The following is an 18,144-nucleotide window of genomic DNA, read 5'->3' as shown; positions in this document are numbered from 1 at the left end:
AACCATTTCCTTCCAGCCGCAGACGGCATGCGAATTGCGCGTCCGTCGGAAAGCAGGGGCGTGATTGGTGCATACCTGGCCGCGTGAGCTGCGGACTCGGGTGTGAGGCGGCTCACCTTCGCACATGCGACTCACAGGTAACAAGGCGTTCGGATGACCCGAGTTCAAAACGCCGGCAATTCAGATATGTTACCGGCGGTATCCGTACCGGCATTCGAAATCCGCGCCGCTCAAGGCCTCAAGTTGTGTGCACACAAAGGCGGTTGGTCCACGAAATCTCCAACTCCACAGCGGACTCCCATGCGACTCTCGGCCCGCTCTCATCTCCGCGGGTCAGCATGGGCCGCATGATCGACCCCCACGCTTCCACGCCGGTCACCCCCGCCCGAACCACCGGCACCGCCCGCACCGTCCGCAAGGCGGTCGTCCCCGCCGCCGGCCTCGGCACCCGCTTCCTGCCCGCCACGAAGGCGACGCCCAAGGAGATGCTGCCGGTCGTCGACAAGCCGGCCATCCAGTACGTCGTCGAGGAGGCGGCAGCGGCGGGACTCGACGACGTCCTGATGGTCACCGGCCGGCACAAGCGGGCCATCGAGGACCACTTCGACCACGCCTTCGAACTGGAGCAGACCCTCGCCGCCAAGGGCGACACCGTACGGCTGGACGCGGTGCGCGACCCCGCCCTGCTGGCGAGCATCCACCACATCCGGCAGGGCGACCCGCTCGGCCTCGGCCACGCCGTGCTCTGCGCCCGCCGCCATGTCGGCGACCAGCCCTTCGCGGTCCTCCTCGGCGACGACCTGATCGACCCGCGCGAGACCCTGCTCAGCCGGATGCTCGACGTCCGCGACCGCCGGCTCGGCAGCGTGGTCGCCCTGATGGAGGTCCCGCTGGAGCAGATCCACCTCTACGGCTGCGCCGCCGTCGAACCGGCCGGCGAGGAGGACGTCGTCCGTGTCACCGGCCTGGTGGAGAAGCCGGCCCGGCAGGACGCGCCGAGCCGCTACGCCGTCATCGGGCGCTACGTCCTCGACCCGGCCGTCTTCGGTGTCCTGGAGCGCACCCCGCCGGGCCGGGGCGGCGAGATCCAGCTCACCGACGCCCTCCAGGAGCTGGCCGCGGGCGGCACGGTGCACGGAGTCGTCTTCAAGGGCCCGCGCTACGACACCGGGGACAAGGCCGACTATCTGCGCACGGTGGTCCGGCTGGCCTGCGACCGGCCCGACCTGGGGCCGGAGTTCGTGACGTGGCTCAAGGGGTTCGTCGCGGAGCTGGACGGCGCCCCCACCGTCCCCGCGCCCACCGTCCCCGCCCCCGCACGGCACATCGCCGCCTGAGGCAACGCGAGGGCCCCGGCCCGGGGTTCAACTCTCCCCTCGGCCGGGGCCTCAGTCACGCGAGGGCGGGCTCAGCCGTTGGGACGCAGCGTCCAGACGACCGTCATCTCACCGGTCACGGCGCCATCGGCCCGCTGGATGGCGATGGCCACCGGGAACTCGGGACGCCCGCCCGCGTCCAGTTCCGCGACGACCTCGGCGGCCGGGCGGCCGAGGGTCGCGGTCGCCGTGACCGCGCCCATCGCCAGCTTCTTGTAGGCGATCTCGGCACTGACGGCGAGCGGCACGGCACGCGAGAGCTGGTCCCCGAACGCGGCCAGCACGATCGCCCCGCTCGCGGACTCGCCGAGCGTGAACATCGCGCCGGCGTGCGGGCCGCCCACATGGTTGTGGTAGTCGCTCTGGTCCGGCAGGGACACCACCGCCCGCTCCGGCGTGGTCTCGAGGAACTCGAGGTTGAGGGTCCGGGCCATGGGCACCGTGGCGGCGAGCATCTCGCCGATGGACATCTGGTCTGCGCTCATGCCCGCATGTTACTCACGAGTAGAGACGACTGACCAGGCCTTGACCAGGCCGTGTGACGACCGCCGCATCGGTCCGCCGTACGCCGGTTCGCACCGCGTCGTCGCCGTGTTGCTACGGCTCCGTCCACAGGCGGTGACCGAATCGTGTCCGGAGCGCGGCTAGGGTGACTGCCCATGTGGCCAGGACAGCAGCCGCCCGGGGGCGAGCAGAACCCGCAAGCGAACAACCCGTACCAGCAGCCGGGGTACCAGCAGCCGAATCCGTACCAGCAGCCGGGCTATCAGCAGCAGCCCGCCTACGGGCAGCAGCCGCAGTGGGGCGCCCCGGCGCCGGCCGGCGCGCCCCAGCCGCCGCCGGGCGGTGGCGGCGGCAACCGGACGAAGCTGGTCGCGATCATCGCGGCCACGGCGGTGGTGGTGGCCGCCGGCGTCACCGGCTTCCTGGTGCTGGGCGGCGACAAGGACGACACGGCCGGCGGGAAGGACAAGAAGCCGGTCAAGGCCGCCTCCAAGGAACCCTCCACCGAGCCGAGCGCCTCCGCTTCCGGGAGCAACCCGCGCGGGGGCGAGGGGGAGAAGGCGACCATCCCCGGCTGGAAGGTCGTCACCAACACGCGCTTCGGCACCCAGTTCGACGTGCCCGCCGACTGGGAGATCGAGACTCCCGGTACGAGCGTGGGCTTCGAGTGGGAGAAGAAGGACGGCGAGATGGACCGCACCAGCGTCACCGCCCCCGCCTATCTGAAGTCCAAGTGGTGCACCAGCGACTCCGACAAGGACGGCCGCGAGGAGGACACCGCCCTGGCCACCGTCGGCACGCGCGGTGAGGACGGCGCGAAGACCACGGACGAGGCGGCCGAGACCCGTGTGCCGTGGTGGATCTTCGGCGGCTACACCCAGCCGGACAAGAAGAGCGTGAAGTTCACCAAGCCCAAGCCGTACACCACCAAGTCGGGCATCAAGGGCAGCGTCGCCACGGCGCACTCGGAGAACACCCCGCAGAACGGCAAGTGCGACAGCGACGGCAAGGCGATCACCTTCGCCTTCAAGAACGGCGCGGGCGACTTCGTCACCTGGAACCTGTACGGCGCCAAGGGCGTCAAGGGCGAGCTGGCCGAGGCGACCGTCCAGAAGATCCTCGGCACCGTGCGCCTCACCAAGGAGGGCCCCCAGGGGGCGTGACCGGCGACGGCCCGGGCGAGCGTGACCGCGCAAGGCCCGCGTAAATCGCTTGGCAGGGCGACCGTGCCCCGCCGATAGTCACCGGGTGCCCACCACCACCCGTCGCCCCGCCTGGGCGGGCCGCAACTACTCCCTGCTGACCGCCGCCGCGGTCGTCACCAATCTGGGCAGCCACGGCGCCCTGGTCGCGGCGGCGTTCGCCGTTCTCGAAACGGGCGGTGACAGCGGTGACGTCGGCCTGGTCGCGGCGGCACGGACACTCCCGCTGGTGCTGTTCCTGCTGATCGGCGGCGCCGTCGCGGACCGGCTGCCCCGGCACCATGTGATGGTCGCGGCCAACGCCCTGAACTGCCTGTCCCAGGCCGCCTTCGCCGCGCTCGTGCTGACCGGGCAGCCCCTGCTGTGGCAGATGATGCTGCTCGCCGCCCTGGGCGGAACCGGCCAGGCCTTCTTCGGCCCGGCCGCCGAGGGCATGCTGATGTCCTCGGTCGACGGGGAGCAGGCGGGCCGCGCGTTCGCGGTGTTCCGGATGGCGATGCAGGGCGCGGCCCTCGGCGGTGCCGCGCTCGGCGGGGCCATGGTCGCCGCGATCGGGCCCGGCTGGGTGCTCGCGGCGGACGCCGCGGCCTTCGCGCTCGCCGGTGCGCTGCGCGCCTTCCTCGACGTCGGCCACATCGCGCCGCGCGCACCGGGCGGCGGGATGCTCGCCGATCTGCGGGAGGGCTGGCGGGAGTTCGCCGGCCGGCCCTGGCTGTGGGCCATCGTCCTGCAGTTCTCGATCGCCAACGCCGTGGTGGCCGCCGCCGAAGCGGTGTACGGCCCCCTCGTCGCCCGCGACCATCTCGGCGGCGCGGGCCCCTGGGGTCTCGCCCTGGCGGCGTTCGGGGCGGGCACGGTCGCCGGTGCCCTGCTGATGACCCGCTGGAAACCCCGCCGCCTGCTCCTCGCGGGCACCCTGTGCGTGTTCCCGCTGGCCCTGCCCGCGGCCGCGCTCGCCGTCCCGGTCCCCGTCGGGGTCCTGTTCGCGGTGATGTTCGTCGCGGGCGCGACCGTCGAGGTGTTCGGCGTCTCCTGGATGACGGCACTGCACCAGGAGATCCCCGAGGACAAGCTCTCCCGCGTCTCGGCGTACGACTGGTTCGGCTCCGTCGCGCTGTCACCGCTCGCCACGGCCGGGGCGGGCCCGGCGGAGGAGGCGTTCGGCCGTACGACGGCGTTGTGGGGCTGCGCGGGCCTGGTCGTCCTGGTCACGGCCGCCGCGCTGTGCGTACCGGACGTACGTGACCTCCGACGGAGGACCACCTCGGTGGCCCAGAGCGGCAGCGAACGCGCGTCAGCCGATGCCGAACGACCCGTCGGGGGGCTCGGGTGACGGCACGGCGTCCTCGTCCCGCACCGCCGGCGCTCCCCCGATGAACCGCCGCAGAGAAGCGCCGTGTTCGACCCGGGCCGGAAAGGCGTCGGCGGCCGTGAGCCGCGCCAGGGCGGCGATGTCGAGGGCGTGATGCCCGGCGGCGAGCACCGCGTTCCCGAACCGCCGCCCCCGCAGCACTCCCGGCTCGGCGATCAGCACCAGCTCCTCGAACTCCGTGGCCAGAGTGGCGAGCTGGGACCGCAGAAAGGCGAACGGCGCGGCGTCGGGAAGGTTGGCGAGATAGACCCCGTCGCCGCGCAGCACCCGCGCGGCCTCACGGACGTAGGGAACGGACGTGAGATGCGCCGGCACCCGCGAACCGCCGAACACATCGGCGACGATCACATCGGCCGAGTCCGCCGCGGCCTTCTCCAGCCACTCCCGCGCGTCCGCCGCGTGCGGCGTGACCCGGGCGCCCTCCGGCAGCGGCAGATGCTCGGCCACCAGCTCCAGCAGCCCCTTGTCCGCCTCGACGACCTCCTGCCGGGACCCGGGCCGCGTCGCCTCCACGTACCGGGGCAACGTGAGCGCCCCGCCCCCGAGATGCACCACGTCCAGCACCCGCCCCGGCTCCGCCACGACGTCCAGCACATGCCCGAGCCGCCGCGTGTACTCGAACTCCAGATGCGCCGGATCATCCAGATCGACATACGACTGAGGCGCCCCGTCGACGGTGAGCAACCAGGCCCTTTCCCTGTCGACATCGGGCATGAGCTTGGCGGTGCCGTGATCGACATCGAGGGTTACGGGGATGGACTCGTTCACCATCTCATTGTGCCTGGGCTACGGCGCCCCTTCAGGGGGCGCGGGGAACTGCGCGACCAGCCACAGCCAGCCGGCAGTCCCCCACCACCTCAACCCACCACGGTCACGGTCCCCGCCCCCACAGTCCTGCCACCCTCACGAATGGCGAAGCCAAGCCCGGCCTCCAACGGCACCTCCCGCCCCAACTCCACCGTCATGACAACCGTGTCACCGGGCCGCGCGACCCCCCCCTCACCGAGGTCGACATCCCCCACCACATCCGCCGTACGGATATAGAACTGCGGTCGATACCCACTGGACACCGCGGTCGTACGCCCACCCTCACGCGCGGACAGCACATACACCTGCGCGGTGAACCGACGACCGGGCACGACACTCCCCGGCGCGGCGACCACATGCCCCCGCCGGACGACATCCCGCGCCACCCCCCGCAGCAGCAACGCCACGCTGTCCCCGGCCTGCGCCTCCTCCATCGGCCTGCCGAAGGTCTCAAGGCCCGTGACCACCGTCTCGACGGACGCCCCGAGCACCTCGACCCGGTCCCCGACCCGCACCGTGCCCCGCTCCACCGCGCCGGTCACCACGGTCCCCCGCCCGGTGATGGTCAGCACGTTCTCCACGGACAGCAGGAACGGCGCGTCCAGATACCGCTCCGGCATCGGCACATACGTGTCGACGGCATCGAGCAGCGCCTCGACGGACGCCGTCCAGCGCGGGTCGCCCTCCAGCGCCTTCAGACCGGAGACGCGTACGACGGGTACGGAGTCACCGCCGTAGCCGTGCGCGGTGAGCAGGTCGCGTACCTCCAGCTCGACCAGGTCGGTCAGCTCCTCGTCACCGGCGTCGGCCTTGTTGAGGGCGACGACGATGTGGTCGACGCCCACCTGCCGGGCGAGCAGGACGTGTTCGGCGGTCTGCGGCATGATCCCGTCGAGCGCGGAGACGACGAGGATCGCCCCGTCCAGCTGGGCGGCGCCGGTGACCATGTTCTTGACGTAGTCGGCATGGCCCGGCATGTCGACGTGCGCGTAGTGCCGTGTGTCGGTCTCGTACTCCACGTGCGCGATGTTGATGGTGATGCCGCGCGCCGCCTCCTCGGGCGCCCGGTCGATCCGGTCGAACGGCACGAACGTGCCGCTGCCGCGGTCGGCGAGGACCTTGGTGATGGCGGCGGTCAGGGTGGTCTTGCCGTGGTCGACATGACCCATCGTGCCGATGTTGAGATGCGGTTTCGTGCGGACGTAGGCCGTCTTGGACATGGCTGTACCTCGAAGCGTCTAGTCATGAAGTGGGACCCCGAGGACCTGCCCGACCCTCCCCTTGCGGGGTCCGACCGGACGAACCGGAGAGGGTCAGCTTCGGGCGCCGTCTGCAACGGCTGTGAGAGCTACGACGGCAGCCTTCGGGGCACCCGTGACCACGGATGCTGCGAGGGTGAAGGTCTGCCGGAACATGACGCCGATCCTTGCCGACGCTTCACCGCACGTCGAATGGTTTTCGGGGGGCCGCACGCCGACAAGCGTTCAACTGTCTGTGACGCTGGTGAGACGAACCATACGGCGATCACACACATATGTCGGTTAGTGTCGCCGGATGCTCGATGCCACCACCCGCTCTGGGGGCACCGCCACGGCCTCTCCCCGGGCCAGCACCGCGGAGCTCGCCGTCGCCGCTTCCCCGGCAACGACCGCCTCGCCCGCCGCACCGACCCGTTTCGCCGCTCGCTGCACGAGAGTGCTGCTCTCCCCGTGGTCGCGGCTGTCCCTGCTCGTCACCCTGCTCGCCGCGGCCGGCTGCGCGGTGCTGCTGTTCGAGCCGCAGCGGCTGCTGACGGAGGGCTGGCCGCCCCAGCTCGGCGGAGCCGCGGCGGCGGTGGTGTTCGCGGTGGCGTACGGCGTGTGCACCGTGGCGTTCGTGCCGAGGCCGCTGCTGAACCTCGCGGCGGGTGCGCTGTTCGGTTCCCAGCTCGGCACCGGCACAGCCCTGGCGGGCACGGTGCTGGGCGCCGGCATCGCCTTCTGCCTGGGCCGGGCGCTGGGCCAGGACGCCCTGCGGCCGCTGCTGCGCGGACGCTGGCTGAAGGCCGCGGACGGCCAGCTGAGCCGGCACGGTTTCCGCTCGATGCTGGCGATCCGGCTGTTCCCCGGTGTGCCGTTCTGGGCCTCGAACTACTGCGCCTCCTTCTCCCGTATGGGCCTGCTCCCGTTCCTGCTGGCGACGGGCCTCGGCTCGATCCCGAACACCGCCGCCTACGCCGTCGCGGGCGCCCGCGCCTCCACTCCGACCTCCCCCGCCTTCCTGATCGCCCTGGCATGCATCGCCGTACCCGCGCTCGCGGGCGTGGTGCTGGCCTGGCGCAAGCGACACCAGCTGCGCCGCCTCTGACGGGCCGTTACTCCTGACCGGGGCCGCGCCCCGGTCAGGTCACACCCGTTCGAGCACCATGGCGTTGGCGAGCCCGCCCGCCTCGCACATCGTCTGCAGCGCGTACCGCGCGCCCCGTTCCCGCATCGCGTGCACGAGCGTCGTCGTCAGGCGGGTGCCGCTCGCGCCGAGGGGATGGCCGAGAGCGATGGCCCCGCCGTGCACGTTGACGCGGGCGAGGTCGGCGCCGGTCTCCTGCTGCCAGGCCAGTACGACACTGGAGAACGCCTCGTTGACCTCGAACAGGTCGATGTCGTCTAGGGCCAGCGACGCCCTGCGCAGCACCTTCTCCGTCGCCGGTACGACGCCGGTCAGCATGAGCAGCGGGTCGGAGCCGGTGACGGCGAAGCTGTGCAGCCGGGCGAGCGGGCGCAGTCCGAGCCGGGCCGCGATCTCGCTCGACGTGATGAGCACCGCCGAGGCGCCGTCGTTGACCGGGCTGGCGTTGCCCGCCGTGACGTTCCACTCGATCTGCGGGAAGCGTTCGGCGAAAGCGGGGTCGTAGTAGGCGGGCTTGAGCCCGGCGAGGATCTCGGTGGTGCTGCCGGGCCGTACGCACTCGTCGCGTGTGACGCCCTCCAGCGGCGCGACCTCCGCGTCGAAGAGCCCGTTCTCCCAGGCCGCGGCGGCCTTTTGGTGGGAGGAGACCGCGAAGGCGTCCATCCGCTCGCGGCCGATCGACCACTGGGCGGCGATCAGTTCGGCGCTGATGCCCTGCGGGACGAGCCCCTCGGGGTACCGCTCGGCGACACCGGGGCCGAAGGGGTCCTTGCCCGGGGGCACGTTCGACCACATCGGCACCCGGCTCATCGACTCGACCCCGCAGGCCACGACGAGGTCGTACGCGCCCGAGAGCACGCCCTGCGCCGCGAAGTGCACGGCCTGCTGCGAGGAGCCGCACTGGCGGTCCACGGTGGTCGCGGGCACCGACTCGGGGAAGCCCGCCGAGAGGACGGCGTAGCGGGTGGTGTTCATGGCCTGCTCGCCGACCTGGTCGACGGTGCCGCCGATGACGTCGTCGATCAGCGCCGGGTCGACGCCGGAGCGCTCGACGAGGGTGCGCAGGGTGTGGGCGAGCAGTTCCACGGGGTGGACGTGCGCGAGGGCGCCGTTCTCCTTGCCCTTGCCCTTGCCGATCGGGGTGCGTACGGCTTCGACGATGACTGCGTCACGCATGGTGCGGGCCTCCATGACTGCCCCGGACCACCGGGGCTACCAGTGAGTAGGAAATCCGAACTCACCGTAACCTGGTGGGTTGGAAAATCCAACCCTCTCCTAGACTGGGATCCATGGCCGCCAGCAAAGACCCGCGCCCCTGCTCCATCGCCGACACCCTCGCGCTCGTGGGCGAGAAGTACTCCCTGCTCGTACTGCGGGAGGTGTGCCTCGGCAACGGCCGTTTCGATCAGCTGGTGCGCAACATCGGCGCCCCGCGCGACATCCTCGCCACCCGGCTGCGCCGGCTCGTCGACGCCGGGATCCTGACCAGGCAGCCCTACAGCGAGCGCCCGCAGCGCTTCGAGTACCGGCCGTCGCAGGCGGGACTGGAGCTGGAGCCCGTGCTGATGACGCTGATGGCGTGGGGCGACCGCCATCTGCGGACGGACGGCGACCGGCCGATGATCCTCGAGCACTCCTGCGGCCGGGCGCTCGCCCCGGCCGTCACCTGCCGGGCCTGCGGGGACGAGGTGCGCCACGAGGACCTCACGGCCCGCCCCCAGGCGCCCGGCTGGACGGTGACCGGCCCGACGGCGGCCTGATCCGGCCCCCGCGGAGCGCCTGCCGAACCCCTGCGTCCCAGGGGTTCATCCGGGGACGCTACGCTTCCCCCTCGGCGCACCTGATCCCACGGTCATCTCATACGTCGGACGGGTGTGCCCGTCGTCCGTCCCGCATCGGCACTTGGACTCCGTTACCTCATGTCTTGGTTCGAATCACTCATCCTCGGACTCGTCCAGGGGCTGACCGAGTTCCTCCCCGTCTCCTCCAGCGCGCATCTGCGGCTGACGGCGGCCTTCCTGGACTGGAAGGACCCGGGCGCGGCCTTCACGGCGATCACCCAGATCGGCACCGAGGCCGCCGTGCTGATCTACTTCCGCAAGGACATCGGGCGGATCCTGTCCGCGTGGACGCGCTCGCTCACCAACAAGGAGCTGCGCGGCGACCCCGACGCGCGGATGGGCTGGCTCGTCATCGTCGGCTCGATCCCGATCGGCGTGCTCGGCGTGACGCTGAAGGACCAGATCGAAGGACCGTTCCGCGATCTGCGGCTCACGGCGACGATGCTGATCGGCATGGGCATCGTCCTGGGCATCGCCGACCGGCTCGCCGCCCGGGACGAGAAGAGCGGCCGCCACCGCGCGCCCAAGCAGCGCAAGGCCCTGGAGGACCTCGGCGTCCGGGACGGACTGATCTACGGCGCCTGCCAGGCCATGGCCCTGATCCCGGGCGTCTCCCGCTCCGGCGCCACCATCAGCGGCGGCCTGTTCATGGGCTACACGCGTGAGGCCGCGGCCCGTTACTCCTTCCTGCTCGCCATCCCCGCGGTGCTCGCCTCCGGCCTGTTCGAGCTCAAGGACGCGACGGAGGGCGGCCATGTCTCGTGGGGTCCGACGGTCTTCGCGACGGTCATCGCCTTCGCGGTCGGATACGCGGTGATCGCGTGGTTCATGAAGTTCATTACGACCAAGAGCTTCATGCCGTTCGTCTACTACCGCATCGCCCTCGGCATCCTCATCATCGTCCTCGTGTCGATGGGTGAGCTGAGCCCGCACGCGGCCGAGTCGGCGGGCTGACCCCGCGGCCTGTGAGCCGCGTCTCGTGACCAACCGCATAGCGTTCCCGTAGCCGTCCGGTAGCGGTCTGTCAGTGGGTGCCCCTAGGCTGTCCGCATGTCCCCCGATTTCTCGATCCCTGGTTCCGTGCGGTCCGCTGCCGAGGTCAACGAGGAGATCCGTGCGCTGTGGCTGCGCACGGGCGGCAAGCTGTCCGCCGAGGAGCGCGCGGAGTACGAATTCCTGGTCGTCGAGTGGGCGGCCGCGATCCGCGGCGAGGTCGTCGAAGCGGCCTGATCGCCCCGGCTCCCCGCCCTCGCCACTCCCACTCAGCAGCCCGTTTCGTCACACCCCTTGGCTCCACCCCCTCCATGCCCAACACTGAGCCGATGACGCAGCGCGTGGAGCTCGCTACCGTGAGAGACCGGCTGGCCGTCGACGAACTGATCACCGACTACGCGGTGGCGGTCGACGACGGCGACTGGGAGGCATACCGAGGCCTGTTCGTGCCCGACGGGCGGGCGGACTACCGCTCGGCCGGCGGCATCGAGGGAGAGGCCACGGCGGTCGCCGCCTGGCTCGCCGAGAGCATGCGGCTGTTCACCATGCGCCAGCACCTGATCGTCAACCGGCGGGTCCGCTTCGGGATCTGGGAACAGGACACCGGCGACACGGCCCAGGTCCGGGCCGACTACGTCAACCCCATGGCCACCGCGGGCCCCGCACCGGACTTCGTGTGCGGCGGCCGGTACTCCTTCGCCCTGCTGCGCACGGGCGACGGCTGGCGACTGGGCGCGGTGGTCGTCCAGGAGAAGTGGCGGCGCCTTCCCGAGCGGCAGAAGACACCTGTGGTCAACTGACCCGGCGTCCGCTGTCCTAGATCGTCCGCAGGGCGCACACTGGAGGCACCAGCGGGGTAGGAGGCGCCTATGAAGACGCTCGGCCACTGGCTCGCCTCCCCCTGGCGGCGCTCGGCCGCCGCCGTGCTCGCGGGCGCCCTTCCCGTACTCGCCTATCCCGCCCCGTCCCTGTGGTGGTGGGCCTACGTCGCCCTGGTCCCCTGGCTCCTGCTGCTGCGCACCGCGCCCACCGGCAAGAGGGCGGCGTACGACGGCTGGTGCGGCGGCTTCGGCCTCATGCTGGCGATGCACCACTGGCTGCTGCCCTTCCTGCACGTCTTCACCTTCGTCATCGCCGCGCTGCTCGGCGCCCTGTGGGCCCTGTGGGGCCGGCTCGCCCACCGGCTGCTGGCGGGCGAGCCCTCGCGGCGGCGGATCGCGGCCGCACTCCTCGTCCTGCCCTCCGGCTGGCTGGCCATCGAGCTGGTCCGCTCCTGGCAGGGCCTCGGCGGCCCCTGGGGGATGCTCGGCTCCAGCCAGTGGGAGGTGGAACCGGCACTGCGGCTCGCCTCGGTCGGCGGGGTGTGGCTGCTGAGCTTCCTGGTCGTCGCCGTCAACGTCGCCGTGGCCGTCCTGGTGGCGGTCCGCCGGGCCCGGGTGCCCGCCGTGGCCGGTCTCGTCGCCACGGCCGCCGCCACCTCGGCGGCCTGGGCCTTCTCGCCCCGCCCGGACATCGACGGCGAGGTCAGGATCGCCGTGGTCCAGCCGGGCGTCGTCGACGGCGGCAAGAGCGCGGACCGCCGCTTCGACCGGGAGGAACAGCTCACCCGCCGGCTCGCCGGGCAGGACGTCGACCTGATCGTCTGGGGCGAGAGCAGCGTCGGCTTCGACCTCGGGGACCGGCCCGACCTCGCCCGGCGGCTCGCGGCGCTGTCCCGCGCGACGGACGCCGGCATCCTGGTCAACGTGGACGCCCGGCGCTCCGACAAGCCCGGCATCTACAAGAGTTCGATCCTGGCCGGCCCGGACGGCCTGACCGGCGAGCGCTACGACAAGATGCGGCTCGTGCCGTTCGGCGAGTACGTCCCGGCCCGCTCCCTGCTCGGCTGGGCCACCTCCGTCGGCAAGGCGGCTGGCGAGGACCGCAGGCGCGGCACCCAGCCGGTCGTGATGAACGTGGGGAACGGGCTGCGCGTCGGGCCGATGGTGTGCTTCGAGACCGCCTTCCCGGACATGACCCGCCACCTCGCCCGGGAAGGCGCCGACGTGCTGATCGGCCAGTCGTCGACGTCCACGTTCCAGCAGAGCTGGGCGCCCGAGCAGCATGCCTCACTGGCCGCGCTGCGGGCCGCCGAGACCGGCCGTCCGATGGTCCACGCGACGCTGACGGGTGTCTCGGCCGTCTACGGCCCGAGCGGACAGCGGATCGGGCCGTGGCTCGGGACGGACGCGTCCGCCGCGCACGTCTACGAGGTGCCGCTCGCGCACGGCACGACGCCCTATGTCCGCCTCGGCGACTGGACGGTGTACGCGGCCCTGCTGATCCTCGCCGCCTGGGTCGCCGGCGAGGGCGTACGGTCCCTGCGGCTCAGGCGGTCCGCTCCTGAACCGCGCGTACGACCCGCTCGCACAGCTCATGGGTCTCCAGCGCGTCCCGGGCGCTGAGCACCTTCCCCGCGCGGACCGCGTCCAGGAACGCAAGCACCGCCTGCTCGATCCCGCGCTGCCGCGCCACCGGCACCCAGTCGCCGCGCCGCCGGACGGTCGGCTGCCCCTTGTGGTCGACGACCTCGGCGAGGTTGACCACCTGCCGCTTGGTGTCCTGCCCGGACACCTCGAGGATCTCCTCGGCCGAACCGCTGAGCCGGTTCATCACCCCCAGCGCCGTGAAACCGTCCCCGGCGAGCTGGAGCACCAGATGGTGCAGCAGGCCGTCCCGGACGCGGGCGCGCACGGTCACGTCGTCGACCTCGCCGGGCGCCAGGAATCGCAGGGTGTCGACGACATGGATGAAGTCGTCGAGGATCATCGTGCGCGGCTCCTCCGGCAGCCCGATGCGGTTCTTCTGCATCAGGATCAGCTCGCGCGGATGGTCGGCGCACTGCGCGTAGCCGGGGGCGTAGCGCCGGTTGAACCCGACGGCGAGGCTCACGTCCCGCTCCTCGGCGAGCGCCACCAGCCGTGCGGAGTCGTCGAGTTCGTAGGCGAGCGGCTTGTCGACGTACGTCGGTACGCCCGCTTCCAGCAGCCGCGTCACGATCTCCGGGTGCACGAGCGTCGGGGCGTGCACGAAGGCGGCGTCCAGTCCTTGGCCGAGCAGGGAGTCGAGGGTGGTGTGGCGCCGCTCCCGCGGGATGTGGAGGCCGTCGGCGACCCGGTCGAGGGTGGCGGGCGTGCGGGTCTGCAGGTGCAGTTCGACCCCGGGCTGGAAGGCGAGGACCGGGAGGTAGGCCTTCTGCGCGATGTCGCCGAGTCCGATGCAGCCGACCTTCACGGGGTGTTCTCCTCTAACGGTTGCCTGCCGGTGTCTGCCCGGAAGCATACGGCGGCTGCGGGGGCCGCCAGTCGGCGATGCCGTCGAAGCCGCGCAGGAACAGGGCAGGCCCGGCCTTCGACAGCGCGGCCACGGCCGTGTCGCGTACGGCGATCCCGGCGCGACTGGTCATGAGGTTGAGGCGGGCGACGTTCACGGCCTTCCGTGCGACGGCGGTCGTACGGGGAAGCCGGGCCGCGGTGTAGGCGGGGAGGTCGTCGCAGTGGTGGGCGAGGACGATCGCGTCCTCGATGGCCTGATTGCCGCCCTGGCCGAGGGTCGGGGGCATGGCGTGCGCGGCGTCGCCGACGAGGGCGACGCGGCCGTGGTGGTAGGCGGGCAAGGGCTCGGCGATGTGGTGGACGTCGTGGCGCAGGACGTCGTCGGGGCGGGCGGCGGCGAGCACGGCGGCGATGGGGTCGTGCCAGTCGCCGAAGAGGCGCAGCAGCTCGGCCCTCTCGTCGTCGGGCGCGTGTCCGTCGGCGGGTGTCATGGCGGCGGCGTAGGCGTAGACGCGGCCGTCCTTGAGTGGGTGCGTGCCCCAGATGCAGCCCCTCCCCCACGTCTCGTGCGAGGCGAACTCGGCACCGGGGACGGGGATCACGACCCGCCAGGTGGTGAACCCCGAGTACACCGTCCCCGGGTGGCCGGGGAAGAGCGCCCGGCGTACGGCGGACCGGACTCCGTCTGCGCCCACCACCAGGTCGGCCTCCAACTCGCCGTCCGCGGTCCTGACCATGGCGGGTCGGCCAGGGTCGCCGCTGTCGGCCAGGGTCGCGGCGGCGTCCGTGCGGACGGCGTCCGGCGGGAGCTGTGCGGCCAGGCGCTCGACGAGGGTGGCGCGAGGCAGCAGCACGAGAGGGCCGCCGAAGCGCTCGGCGGCGGCGTCGGCCGAGGAGCGCGAGAGCCACCGGCCGGACGGGGTGCGCAGCCCGCCGTCCCCCGCCCAGGCGGCGAGGGCGCGGATCTCCTCGCCGAGGCCGATGACGTCCAGTGCGCGCAGGGAGTTGGGGGCCAGGGAGATGGCGGCGCCGACCGGCTCCAGCGAGCGGGCGCGCTCCAGCACGGTGACCTGCCAGCCGCGCCGGTGCAGAGCCGCCGCCGCGGTCAGGCCTCCGATACCGCCGCCGATCACGACGGCCCGCCTCGGCTGTGCCATGGCTCCTCCTCGAACCCGCGTCGACTACATCTGTAGTTCCCTCTCGACTTTACTACAGCCGTAGTGAGACGGGTAGCGTGAGCCCATGTCCGTACGCACCACCGGCCCCTCCCGCGCCGACCTCGTCGCCGACACCGCCCTCGCCCTGCTCGCCGAGCGCGGAATGCGGGGCCTCACCCACCGGGCGGTCGACGAGACGGCCGGACTCCCCCAGGGCTCCACGTCGAACCTCGCGCGAACCCGGCAAGCGCTGCTGGAACTGGCCGTGCGGCGCCTGGCCGACCGCGAGGCCCGGGTGCTGGCCCTGCACGAGATGCCGGACCCGCGGTCCGGGACCGACTCCCTCACGGACGCCCTGGCCCTGGCGACCCACCGCGCCCTGACGAGCAACCGCGCCCTCACGCTCGCCCGCTACGAACTGGCCCTGGAGGCGACCCGCCGCCCCGAACTGCGGGCCTACTTCGACGCGACGGGCGCCCGCTTCAGGGACCAGCTCACCGCCCTGGTCACGGGAATGGGCTCGACGGACCCGGCCCGGCACACACTGTCGCTGATCGCCTGGGCGGACGGGCTGATGTTCAGCTGCGTCGCGGGGTCGTTCGGTTCCGATACGCCGAGCCTGGAGGAGGTACGGGCCGGGCTGCGGGAGCTGCTCGCGGGGATGCTCGGGGGCTGAAAACCCCTGGGCGGTGCGGGCGAGTTGGGAAAGGATGCGGACATGACCATCGAGCGCACCGAACCCGCCACCGACGCCGCCGAACGCACCATGCTGGAAGGCTGGCTCGACTATCACCGCAATACTCTCGCCTGGAAATGCGAGGGCCTGAGCGACGAGCAGCTCAGGACAGCCTCCGTGGAGCCCTCCGAACTGTCCCTGATGGGGCTGGTGCGGCACATGGCGGAGGTGGAGCGGGGCTGGTTCCGCAAGGTGCTGACGAACGAGGACGCGCCGCCGATCTACTACAGCGACGAGGACCAGGACGGCGAGTTCCATCTGACCGAGTCGGACACCTACCAGGAGGCGTTCGCCACCTGGCAGGCGGAGATCGAGACCGCCCGGCGCAACGCCGCCCGCTTCGCCCTGGACGATCTCTCCGAGGGCAAGCACCGCCGCACCGGCGAGCAGTTCAACCTGCGCTGGATCTACACCCACATGATCGAGGAATACGCCCGGCACAACGGCCACGCCGATCTGATCCGCGAGCGCCTCGACGGCTCGACCGGCGACTGACGTCACCCACGGCCCACCGGCGACCTCCGTACGGGGCGGGACATCACCCGTGCGGGGCATCCTCCGCCCGTCCGCTGTCCCACCCGGGGCCGGACGCACCAGAGTTGCGCGGGTGCATCGAACGACGACCACAGCGACGCTCCTGGTGACCGTGGCGGTCTCGGCCCTCTCCGGCTGTGTGACGGTCCAGGATCCTCCCGTTCCCGAGCCACCGACGGCTCCGTCCCGGCCGTCGCCGCCCCGACCGGAGGAGCAGGTCGTGCAGGCACCGGCCCGGGAGGCCCTGGAACTCATCGAGGGGTCCCGCCGCCCGGAGCCGGCCCCGACCGCGTCCCGGCGGGCCACGCCCCCGGCGGCCTCACCGGAGCAGGGACAACCGCCGTCCGGCTCCCGCGACACCGGCCCGCGCCCCGCCCGCCCGGAACGCCGGGCACCGGCCCAGCGCACCCCACAGCGGCCACCCGCCGCCGAGCTGCCCGACGTCCCGGAGTCCGTAGGGCAGGACGTCCGCAAGAACGTCCCGAAGAACGCGGACGTGTGCGCGCTGGGCACGCGCTACGGGGGGTGGCCGGCGGACAGCCCGCAGGCGACCATCTGCCGCGACACATACCGGCGTTGACCGGCTCACTCCTTCAGGGCCGCTGCCTCGGCGGTGTCCACGCCCCGCCGCCGCCTTCGTCCAGCCTGGACTCCAGCCGCTCGATGGCGGCCCACACGCCGTCGCCGTACCTGTCGTCGGCGAGGGCGGCGGCCGCAGCCCTGGCCCGTCGCAGATGGGTGCGGGCCGCGTCGCACTGGCCGAGCCTGAGGTAGTCCTCGGCCAGATTCAGGTGCAGGGAGGGGTAGAACGCGCGCACCGCCTCGCCGGAGGGGAGCCCGTCCTCGGAGGTCTCCTCCGCCGCCGTCAACGCGCGCAGGTCCCAGGCCAGTTCGTCCCCGGGGTCGTCCTGTGTGTCGGCCAGGTAGTGGGCCAGGGTGCAGCGGTGCAGGGGATCGCCGTGCTCCCCGATCTCCGCCCAGAGGTCCAGGAACCGGTGCCGGGCCTCCTCGCGGTCCCCTGCGTGGTGCAGCATGACGACCTGCCCGATCCGCGTCAGCACGGTGTCCGGCGCCGTCTGCTCCTGTCGCTCCATCGCCACGCCCTCCGCGCACTCGCCGGCTGATCCTCCGACGCTAGCCGGAGACGAAGGCGATCCGGCTCAGGCCGGTCCGTACGCGCGGGGCCTTCCGGGAGGAGGACCCCGCCGTACGCCGCCCGCCTCAGCCCAGGTTCGGGATGGTCCAGTCGATCGGCTCGTGCCCCTGCGCGGCCACCGCAGCGTCGATCTGCGTGAACGGACGCGAGCCGAAGAACTTCTTCGCCGACAGCGGCGACGGGTGCGCGCCCTTGACCACCACATGCCGCGACTCGTCGATCAGCGGGAGCTTCTTCTGCGCGTAGTTCCCCCACAGCACGAACACCGCCGGGTCGGGCCGGTCGGCGACCGCGCGGATCACGGCGTCCGTGAACCTCTCCCAGCCGCGGCCCTTGTGCGAGTTGGCCTCGCCGCCCCGGACCGTGAGCACCGCGTTGAGCAGCAGGACGCCCTGTTCGGCCCACGGCATCAGATAGCCGTTGTCCGGGATCGGCGCGCCCAGCTCCTGGTGCATCTCCTTGTAGATGTTCCGCAGGGACGGCGGGATCCGCACACCGGGCCGGACCGAGAAGCACAGCCCGTGCCCCTGGCCCTCGCCGTGGTAGGGGTCCTGACCGAGGATCAGGACCTTCACCTTCTCGTACGGCGTGGCGTCCAGCGCGGCGAAGACCTCCTCGCGCGGCGGATGCACGGGACCCTTCGCCCGCTCCTCCTCGACGAACTCCGTCAGCTCCTTGAAGTAGGGCTGCTGCAGCTCGTCGCCCAGAACCCCGCGCCAGGACTCGGGCAGCATGGCGGTGTCGGTCACGTCAACGTCCTCACGATG

The 18,144-nt window shown here is 72.0% G+C and carries 20 protein-coding genes; 12 read left to right on the top strand and 8 right to left on the bottom strand.

What is annotated here, in order from left to right; genetic code table 11:
* The first annotated feature begins 347 nt into the window (after window positions 1-347).
* On the top strand, window positions 348-1,337 hold the full coding sequence (galU, locus tag NNW99_RS32910; protein WP_215122783.1) for a UTP--glucose-1-phosphate uridylyltransferase GalU: 990 nt from the start codon (window positions 348-350) through the stop codon (window positions 1,335-1,337).
* A gap of 71 nt (window positions 1,338-1,408) precedes the next feature.
* On the opposite strand, the gene NNW99_RS32905 is transcribed toward galU, so the two are convergent.
* A complete protein-coding gene (locus NNW99_RS32905) occupies window positions 1,409-1,861 on the bottom strand; it encodes a DUF4442 domain-containing protein (protein WP_189724504.1) in 453 nt (150 codons plus the stop codon).
* Window positions 1,862-2,035: 174 nt separating this feature from the next.
* On the opposite strand from NNW99_RS32905, the gene NNW99_RS32900 reads away from it, so the two are divergent.
* Together NNW99_RS32900 and NNW99_RS32895 are read left to right on the top strand one after the other, a co-directional pair.
* Window positions 2,036-3,043, top strand: a complete 1,008-nt coding sequence (locus NNW99_RS32900) for a hypothetical protein (RefSeq protein ID WP_215122782.1) — start codon at window positions 2,036-2,038, stop codon at window positions 3,041-3,043.
* 85 nt (window positions 3,044-3,128) lie between these two features.
* Window positions 3,129-4,415 (top strand): MFS transporter, encoded by a 1,287-nt coding sequence (locus NNW99_RS32895; RefSeq protein WP_215122781.1) that lies wholly within the window; start codon window positions 3,129-3,131, stop codon window positions 4,413-4,415.
* Here NNW99_RS32895 and NNW99_RS32890 read toward each other — a convergent pair.
* Together NNW99_RS32890 and tuf are read right to left on the bottom strand one after the other, a co-directional pair.
* The gene (locus NNW99_RS32890; RefSeq protein WP_215122780.1) at window positions 4,377-5,222 is read right to left on the bottom strand and encodes a spermidine synthase; all 846 of its coding nucleotides are present in this window, start codon (window positions 5,220-5,222) and stop codon (window positions 4,377-4,379) included. The two genes, NNW99_RS32895 and NNW99_RS32890, sit on opposite strands and share 39 nt — an antisense overlap.
* Before the next feature lie 89 nt (window positions 5,223-5,311).
* Window positions 5,312-6,481, bottom strand: coding sequence for an elongation factor Tu (gene tuf / locus NNW99_RS32885; RefSeq protein ID WP_215122779.1), 1,170 nt, complete (start codon window positions 6,479-6,481; stop codon window positions 5,312-5,314).
* 334 nt (window positions 6,482-6,815) lie between these two features.
* On the opposite strand from tuf, the gene NNW99_RS32880 reads away from it, so the two are divergent.
* A complete protein-coding gene (locus NNW99_RS32880) occupies window positions 6,816-7,607 on the top strand; it encodes a TVP38/TMEM64 family protein (protein WP_215122778.1) in 792 nt (263 codons plus the stop codon).
* Between the two features lie 39 nt (window positions 7,608-7,646).
* On the opposite strand, the gene NNW99_RS32875 is transcribed toward NNW99_RS32880, so the two are convergent.
* Window positions 7,647-8,822 carry a thiolase family protein gene (locus NNW99_RS32875; protein ID WP_215122777.1) on the bottom strand — a complete coding sequence of 392 codons (1,176 nt, stop codon included), beginning with the start codon at window positions 8,820-8,822 and terminating at the stop codon, window positions 7,647-7,649.
* 113 nt (window positions 8,823-8,935) lie between these two features.
* On the opposite strand from NNW99_RS32875, the gene NNW99_RS32870 reads away from it, so the two are divergent.
* From NNW99_RS32870 to lnt, 5 genes are all read left to right on the top strand, one after another.
* Window positions 8,936-9,406, top strand: a complete 471-nt coding sequence (locus NNW99_RS32870; RefSeq protein ID WP_215122776.1) for a helix-turn-helix domain-containing protein — start codon at window positions 8,936-8,938, stop codon at window positions 9,404-9,406.
* A 159-nt stretch (window positions 9,407-9,565) separates the two neighbouring features.
* Complete coding sequence (locus tag NNW99_RS32865) at window positions 9,566-10,441, top strand: undecaprenyl-diphosphate phosphatase (RefSeq protein WP_215122775.1); 876 nt, start codon at window positions 9,566-9,568, stop codon at window positions 10,439-10,441.
* Window positions 10,442-10,537: 96 nt separating this feature from the next.
* On the top strand, window positions 10,538-10,717 hold the full coding sequence (locus NNW99_RS32860) for a hypothetical protein (RefSeq protein ID WP_215122774.1): 180 nt from the start codon (window positions 10,538-10,540) through the stop codon (window positions 10,715-10,717).
* Window positions 10,718-10,809: 92 nt separating this feature from the next.
* Complete coding sequence (locus NNW99_RS32855; RefSeq protein WP_215122773.1) at window positions 10,810-11,280, top strand: nuclear transport factor 2 family protein; 471 nt, start codon at window positions 10,810-10,812, stop codon at window positions 11,278-11,280.
* Between the two features lie 69 nt (window positions 11,281-11,349).
* Window positions 11,350-12,924: an apolipoprotein N-acyltransferase gene (lnt, locus tag NNW99_RS32850; protein WP_215122772.1), complete on the top strand. Its 1,575-nt coding sequence runs from the start codon at window positions 11,350-11,352 to the stop codon at window positions 12,922-12,924.
* Here lnt and NNW99_RS32845 read toward each other — a convergent pair.
* Both NNW99_RS32845 and NNW99_RS32840 read right to left on the bottom strand, forming a co-directional pair.
* Window positions 12,848-13,753 carry a Gfo/Idh/MocA family protein gene (locus tag NNW99_RS32845; RefSeq protein ID WP_215122771.1) on the bottom strand — a complete coding sequence of 302 codons (906 nt, stop codon included), beginning with the start codon at window positions 13,751-13,753 and terminating at the stop codon, window positions 12,848-12,850. The genes lnt and NNW99_RS32845 overlap by 77 nt on opposite strands.
* A gap of 13 nt (window positions 13,754-13,766) precedes the next feature.
* Window positions 13,767-14,951, bottom strand: coding sequence for an FAD-dependent oxidoreductase (locus NNW99_RS32840; protein ID WP_215122770.1), 1,185 nt, complete (start codon window positions 14,949-14,951; stop codon window positions 13,767-13,769).
* A gap of 85 nt (window positions 14,952-15,036) precedes the next feature.
* Between NNW99_RS32840 and NNW99_RS32835 the strand changes: the two genes are divergently transcribed.
* The 3 genes from NNW99_RS32835 (at window position 15,037) to NNW99_RS32825 (ending at window position 16,801) form a co-directional block, all read left to right on the top strand.
* On the top strand, window positions 15,037-15,627 hold the full coding sequence (locus NNW99_RS32835; RefSeq protein WP_215122769.1) for a TetR/AcrR family transcriptional regulator: 591 nt from the start codon (window positions 15,037-15,039) through the stop codon (window positions 15,625-15,627).
* 42 nt (window positions 15,628-15,669) lie between these two features.
* Window positions 15,670-16,182: a DinB family protein gene (locus NNW99_RS32830; protein ID WP_215122768.1), complete on the top strand. Its 513-nt coding sequence runs from the start codon at window positions 15,670-15,672 to the stop codon at window positions 16,180-16,182.
* Between the two features lie 112 nt (window positions 16,183-16,294).
* Entirely contained in the window at window positions 16,295-16,801 is a 507-nt protein-coding gene (locus NNW99_RS32825; RefSeq protein WP_215122767.1) for a hypothetical protein, read from the top strand.
* Window positions 16,802-16,814: 13 nt separating this feature from the next.
* Here NNW99_RS32825 and NNW99_RS32820 read toward each other — a convergent pair whose 3' ends face one another.
* Together NNW99_RS32820 and NNW99_RS32815 are read right to left on the bottom strand one after the other, a co-directional pair.
* On the bottom strand, window positions 16,815-17,315 hold the full coding sequence (locus NNW99_RS32820; protein WP_215122766.1) for a hypothetical protein: 501 nt from the start codon (window positions 17,313-17,315) through the stop codon (window positions 16,815-16,817).
* Window positions 17,316-17,442: 127 nt separating this feature from the next.
* Window positions 17,443-18,126: a uracil-DNA glycosylase gene (locus NNW99_RS32815; RefSeq protein ID WP_215122765.1), complete on the bottom strand. Its 684-nt coding sequence runs from the start codon at window positions 18,124-18,126 to the stop codon at window positions 17,443-17,445.
* Window positions 18,127-18,144 lie beyond the last annotated feature (18 nt).

Origin of the sequence: Streptomyces sp. CRCS-T-1, from assembly GCF_024442335.1 — a bacterium.
Classification (GTDB): Bacteria; Actinomycetota; Actinomycetes; order Streptomycetales; family Streptomycetaceae; genus Streptomyces; species Streptomyces koelreuteriae.
The sequence above is the reverse complement of the archived record's forward strand: the minus strand, read 5'-3'. Positions and strand labels throughout refer to the sequence as shown.

What these genes read in the sequence shown, in the direction of transcription:
- NNW99_RS32820 (WP_215122766.1), bottom strand. Translation starts at nt 17,315, where the DNA reads ATGGAGCGACAGGAGCAGACGGCGCCGGACACCGTGCTGACGCGGATC.
- lnt (WP_215122772.1), top strand. Translation starts at nt 11,350, where the DNA reads ATGAAGACGCTCGGCCACTGGCTCGCCTCCCCCTGGCGGCGCTCGGCC.
- NNW99_RS32840 (WP_215122770.1), bottom strand. Translation starts at nt 14,951, where the DNA reads ATGGCACAGCCGAGGCGGGCCGTCGTGATCGGCGGCGGTATCGGAGGC.
- NNW99_RS32830 (WP_215122768.1), top strand. Translation starts at nt 15,670, where the DNA reads ATGACCATCGAGCGCACCGAACCCGCCACCGACGCCGCCGAACGCACC.
- NNW99_RS32875 (WP_215122777.1), bottom strand. Translation starts at nt 8,822, where the DNA reads ATGCGTGACGCAGTCATCGTCGAAGCCGTACGCACCCCGATCGGCAAG.
- galU (WP_215122783.1), top strand. Translation starts at nt 348, where the DNA reads ATGATCGACCCCCACGCTTCCACGCCGGTCACCCCCGCCCGAACCACC.
- NNW99_RS32880 (WP_215122778.1), top strand. Translation starts at nt 6,816, where the DNA reads ATGCTCGATGCCACCACCCGCTCTGGGGGCACCGCCACGGCCTCTCCC.
- NNW99_RS32905 (WP_189724504.1), bottom strand. Translation starts at nt 1,861, where the DNA reads ATGAGCGCAGACCAGATGTCCATCGGCGAGATGCTCGCCGCCACGGTG.
- NNW99_RS32860 (WP_215122774.1), top strand. Translation starts at nt 10,538, where the DNA reads ATGTCCCCCGATTTCTCGATCCCTGGTTCCGTGCGGTCCGCTGCCGAG.
- NNW99_RS32900 (WP_215122782.1), top strand. Translation starts at nt 2,036, where the DNA reads ATGTGGCCAGGACAGCAGCCGCCCGGGGGCGAGCAGAACCCGCAAGCG.
- NNW99_RS32870 (WP_215122776.1), top strand. Translation starts at nt 8,936, where the DNA reads ATGGCCGCCAGCAAAGACCCGCGCCCCTGCTCCATCGCCGACACCCTC.
- NNW99_RS32835 (WP_215122769.1), top strand. Translation starts at nt 15,037, where the DNA reads ATGTCCGTACGCACCACCGGCCCCTCCCGCGCCGACCTCGTCGCCGAC.
- tuf (WP_215122779.1), bottom strand. Translation starts at nt 6,481, where the DNA reads ATGTCCAAGACGGCCTACGTCCGCACGAAACCGCATCTCAACATCGGC.
- NNW99_RS32865 (WP_215122775.1), top strand. Translation starts at nt 9,566, where the DNA reads ATGTCTTGGTTCGAATCACTCATCCTCGGACTCGTCCAGGGGCTGACC.
- NNW99_RS32855 (WP_215122773.1), top strand. Translation starts at nt 10,810, where the DNA reads ATGACGCAGCGCGTGGAGCTCGCTACCGTGAGAGACCGGCTGGCCGTC.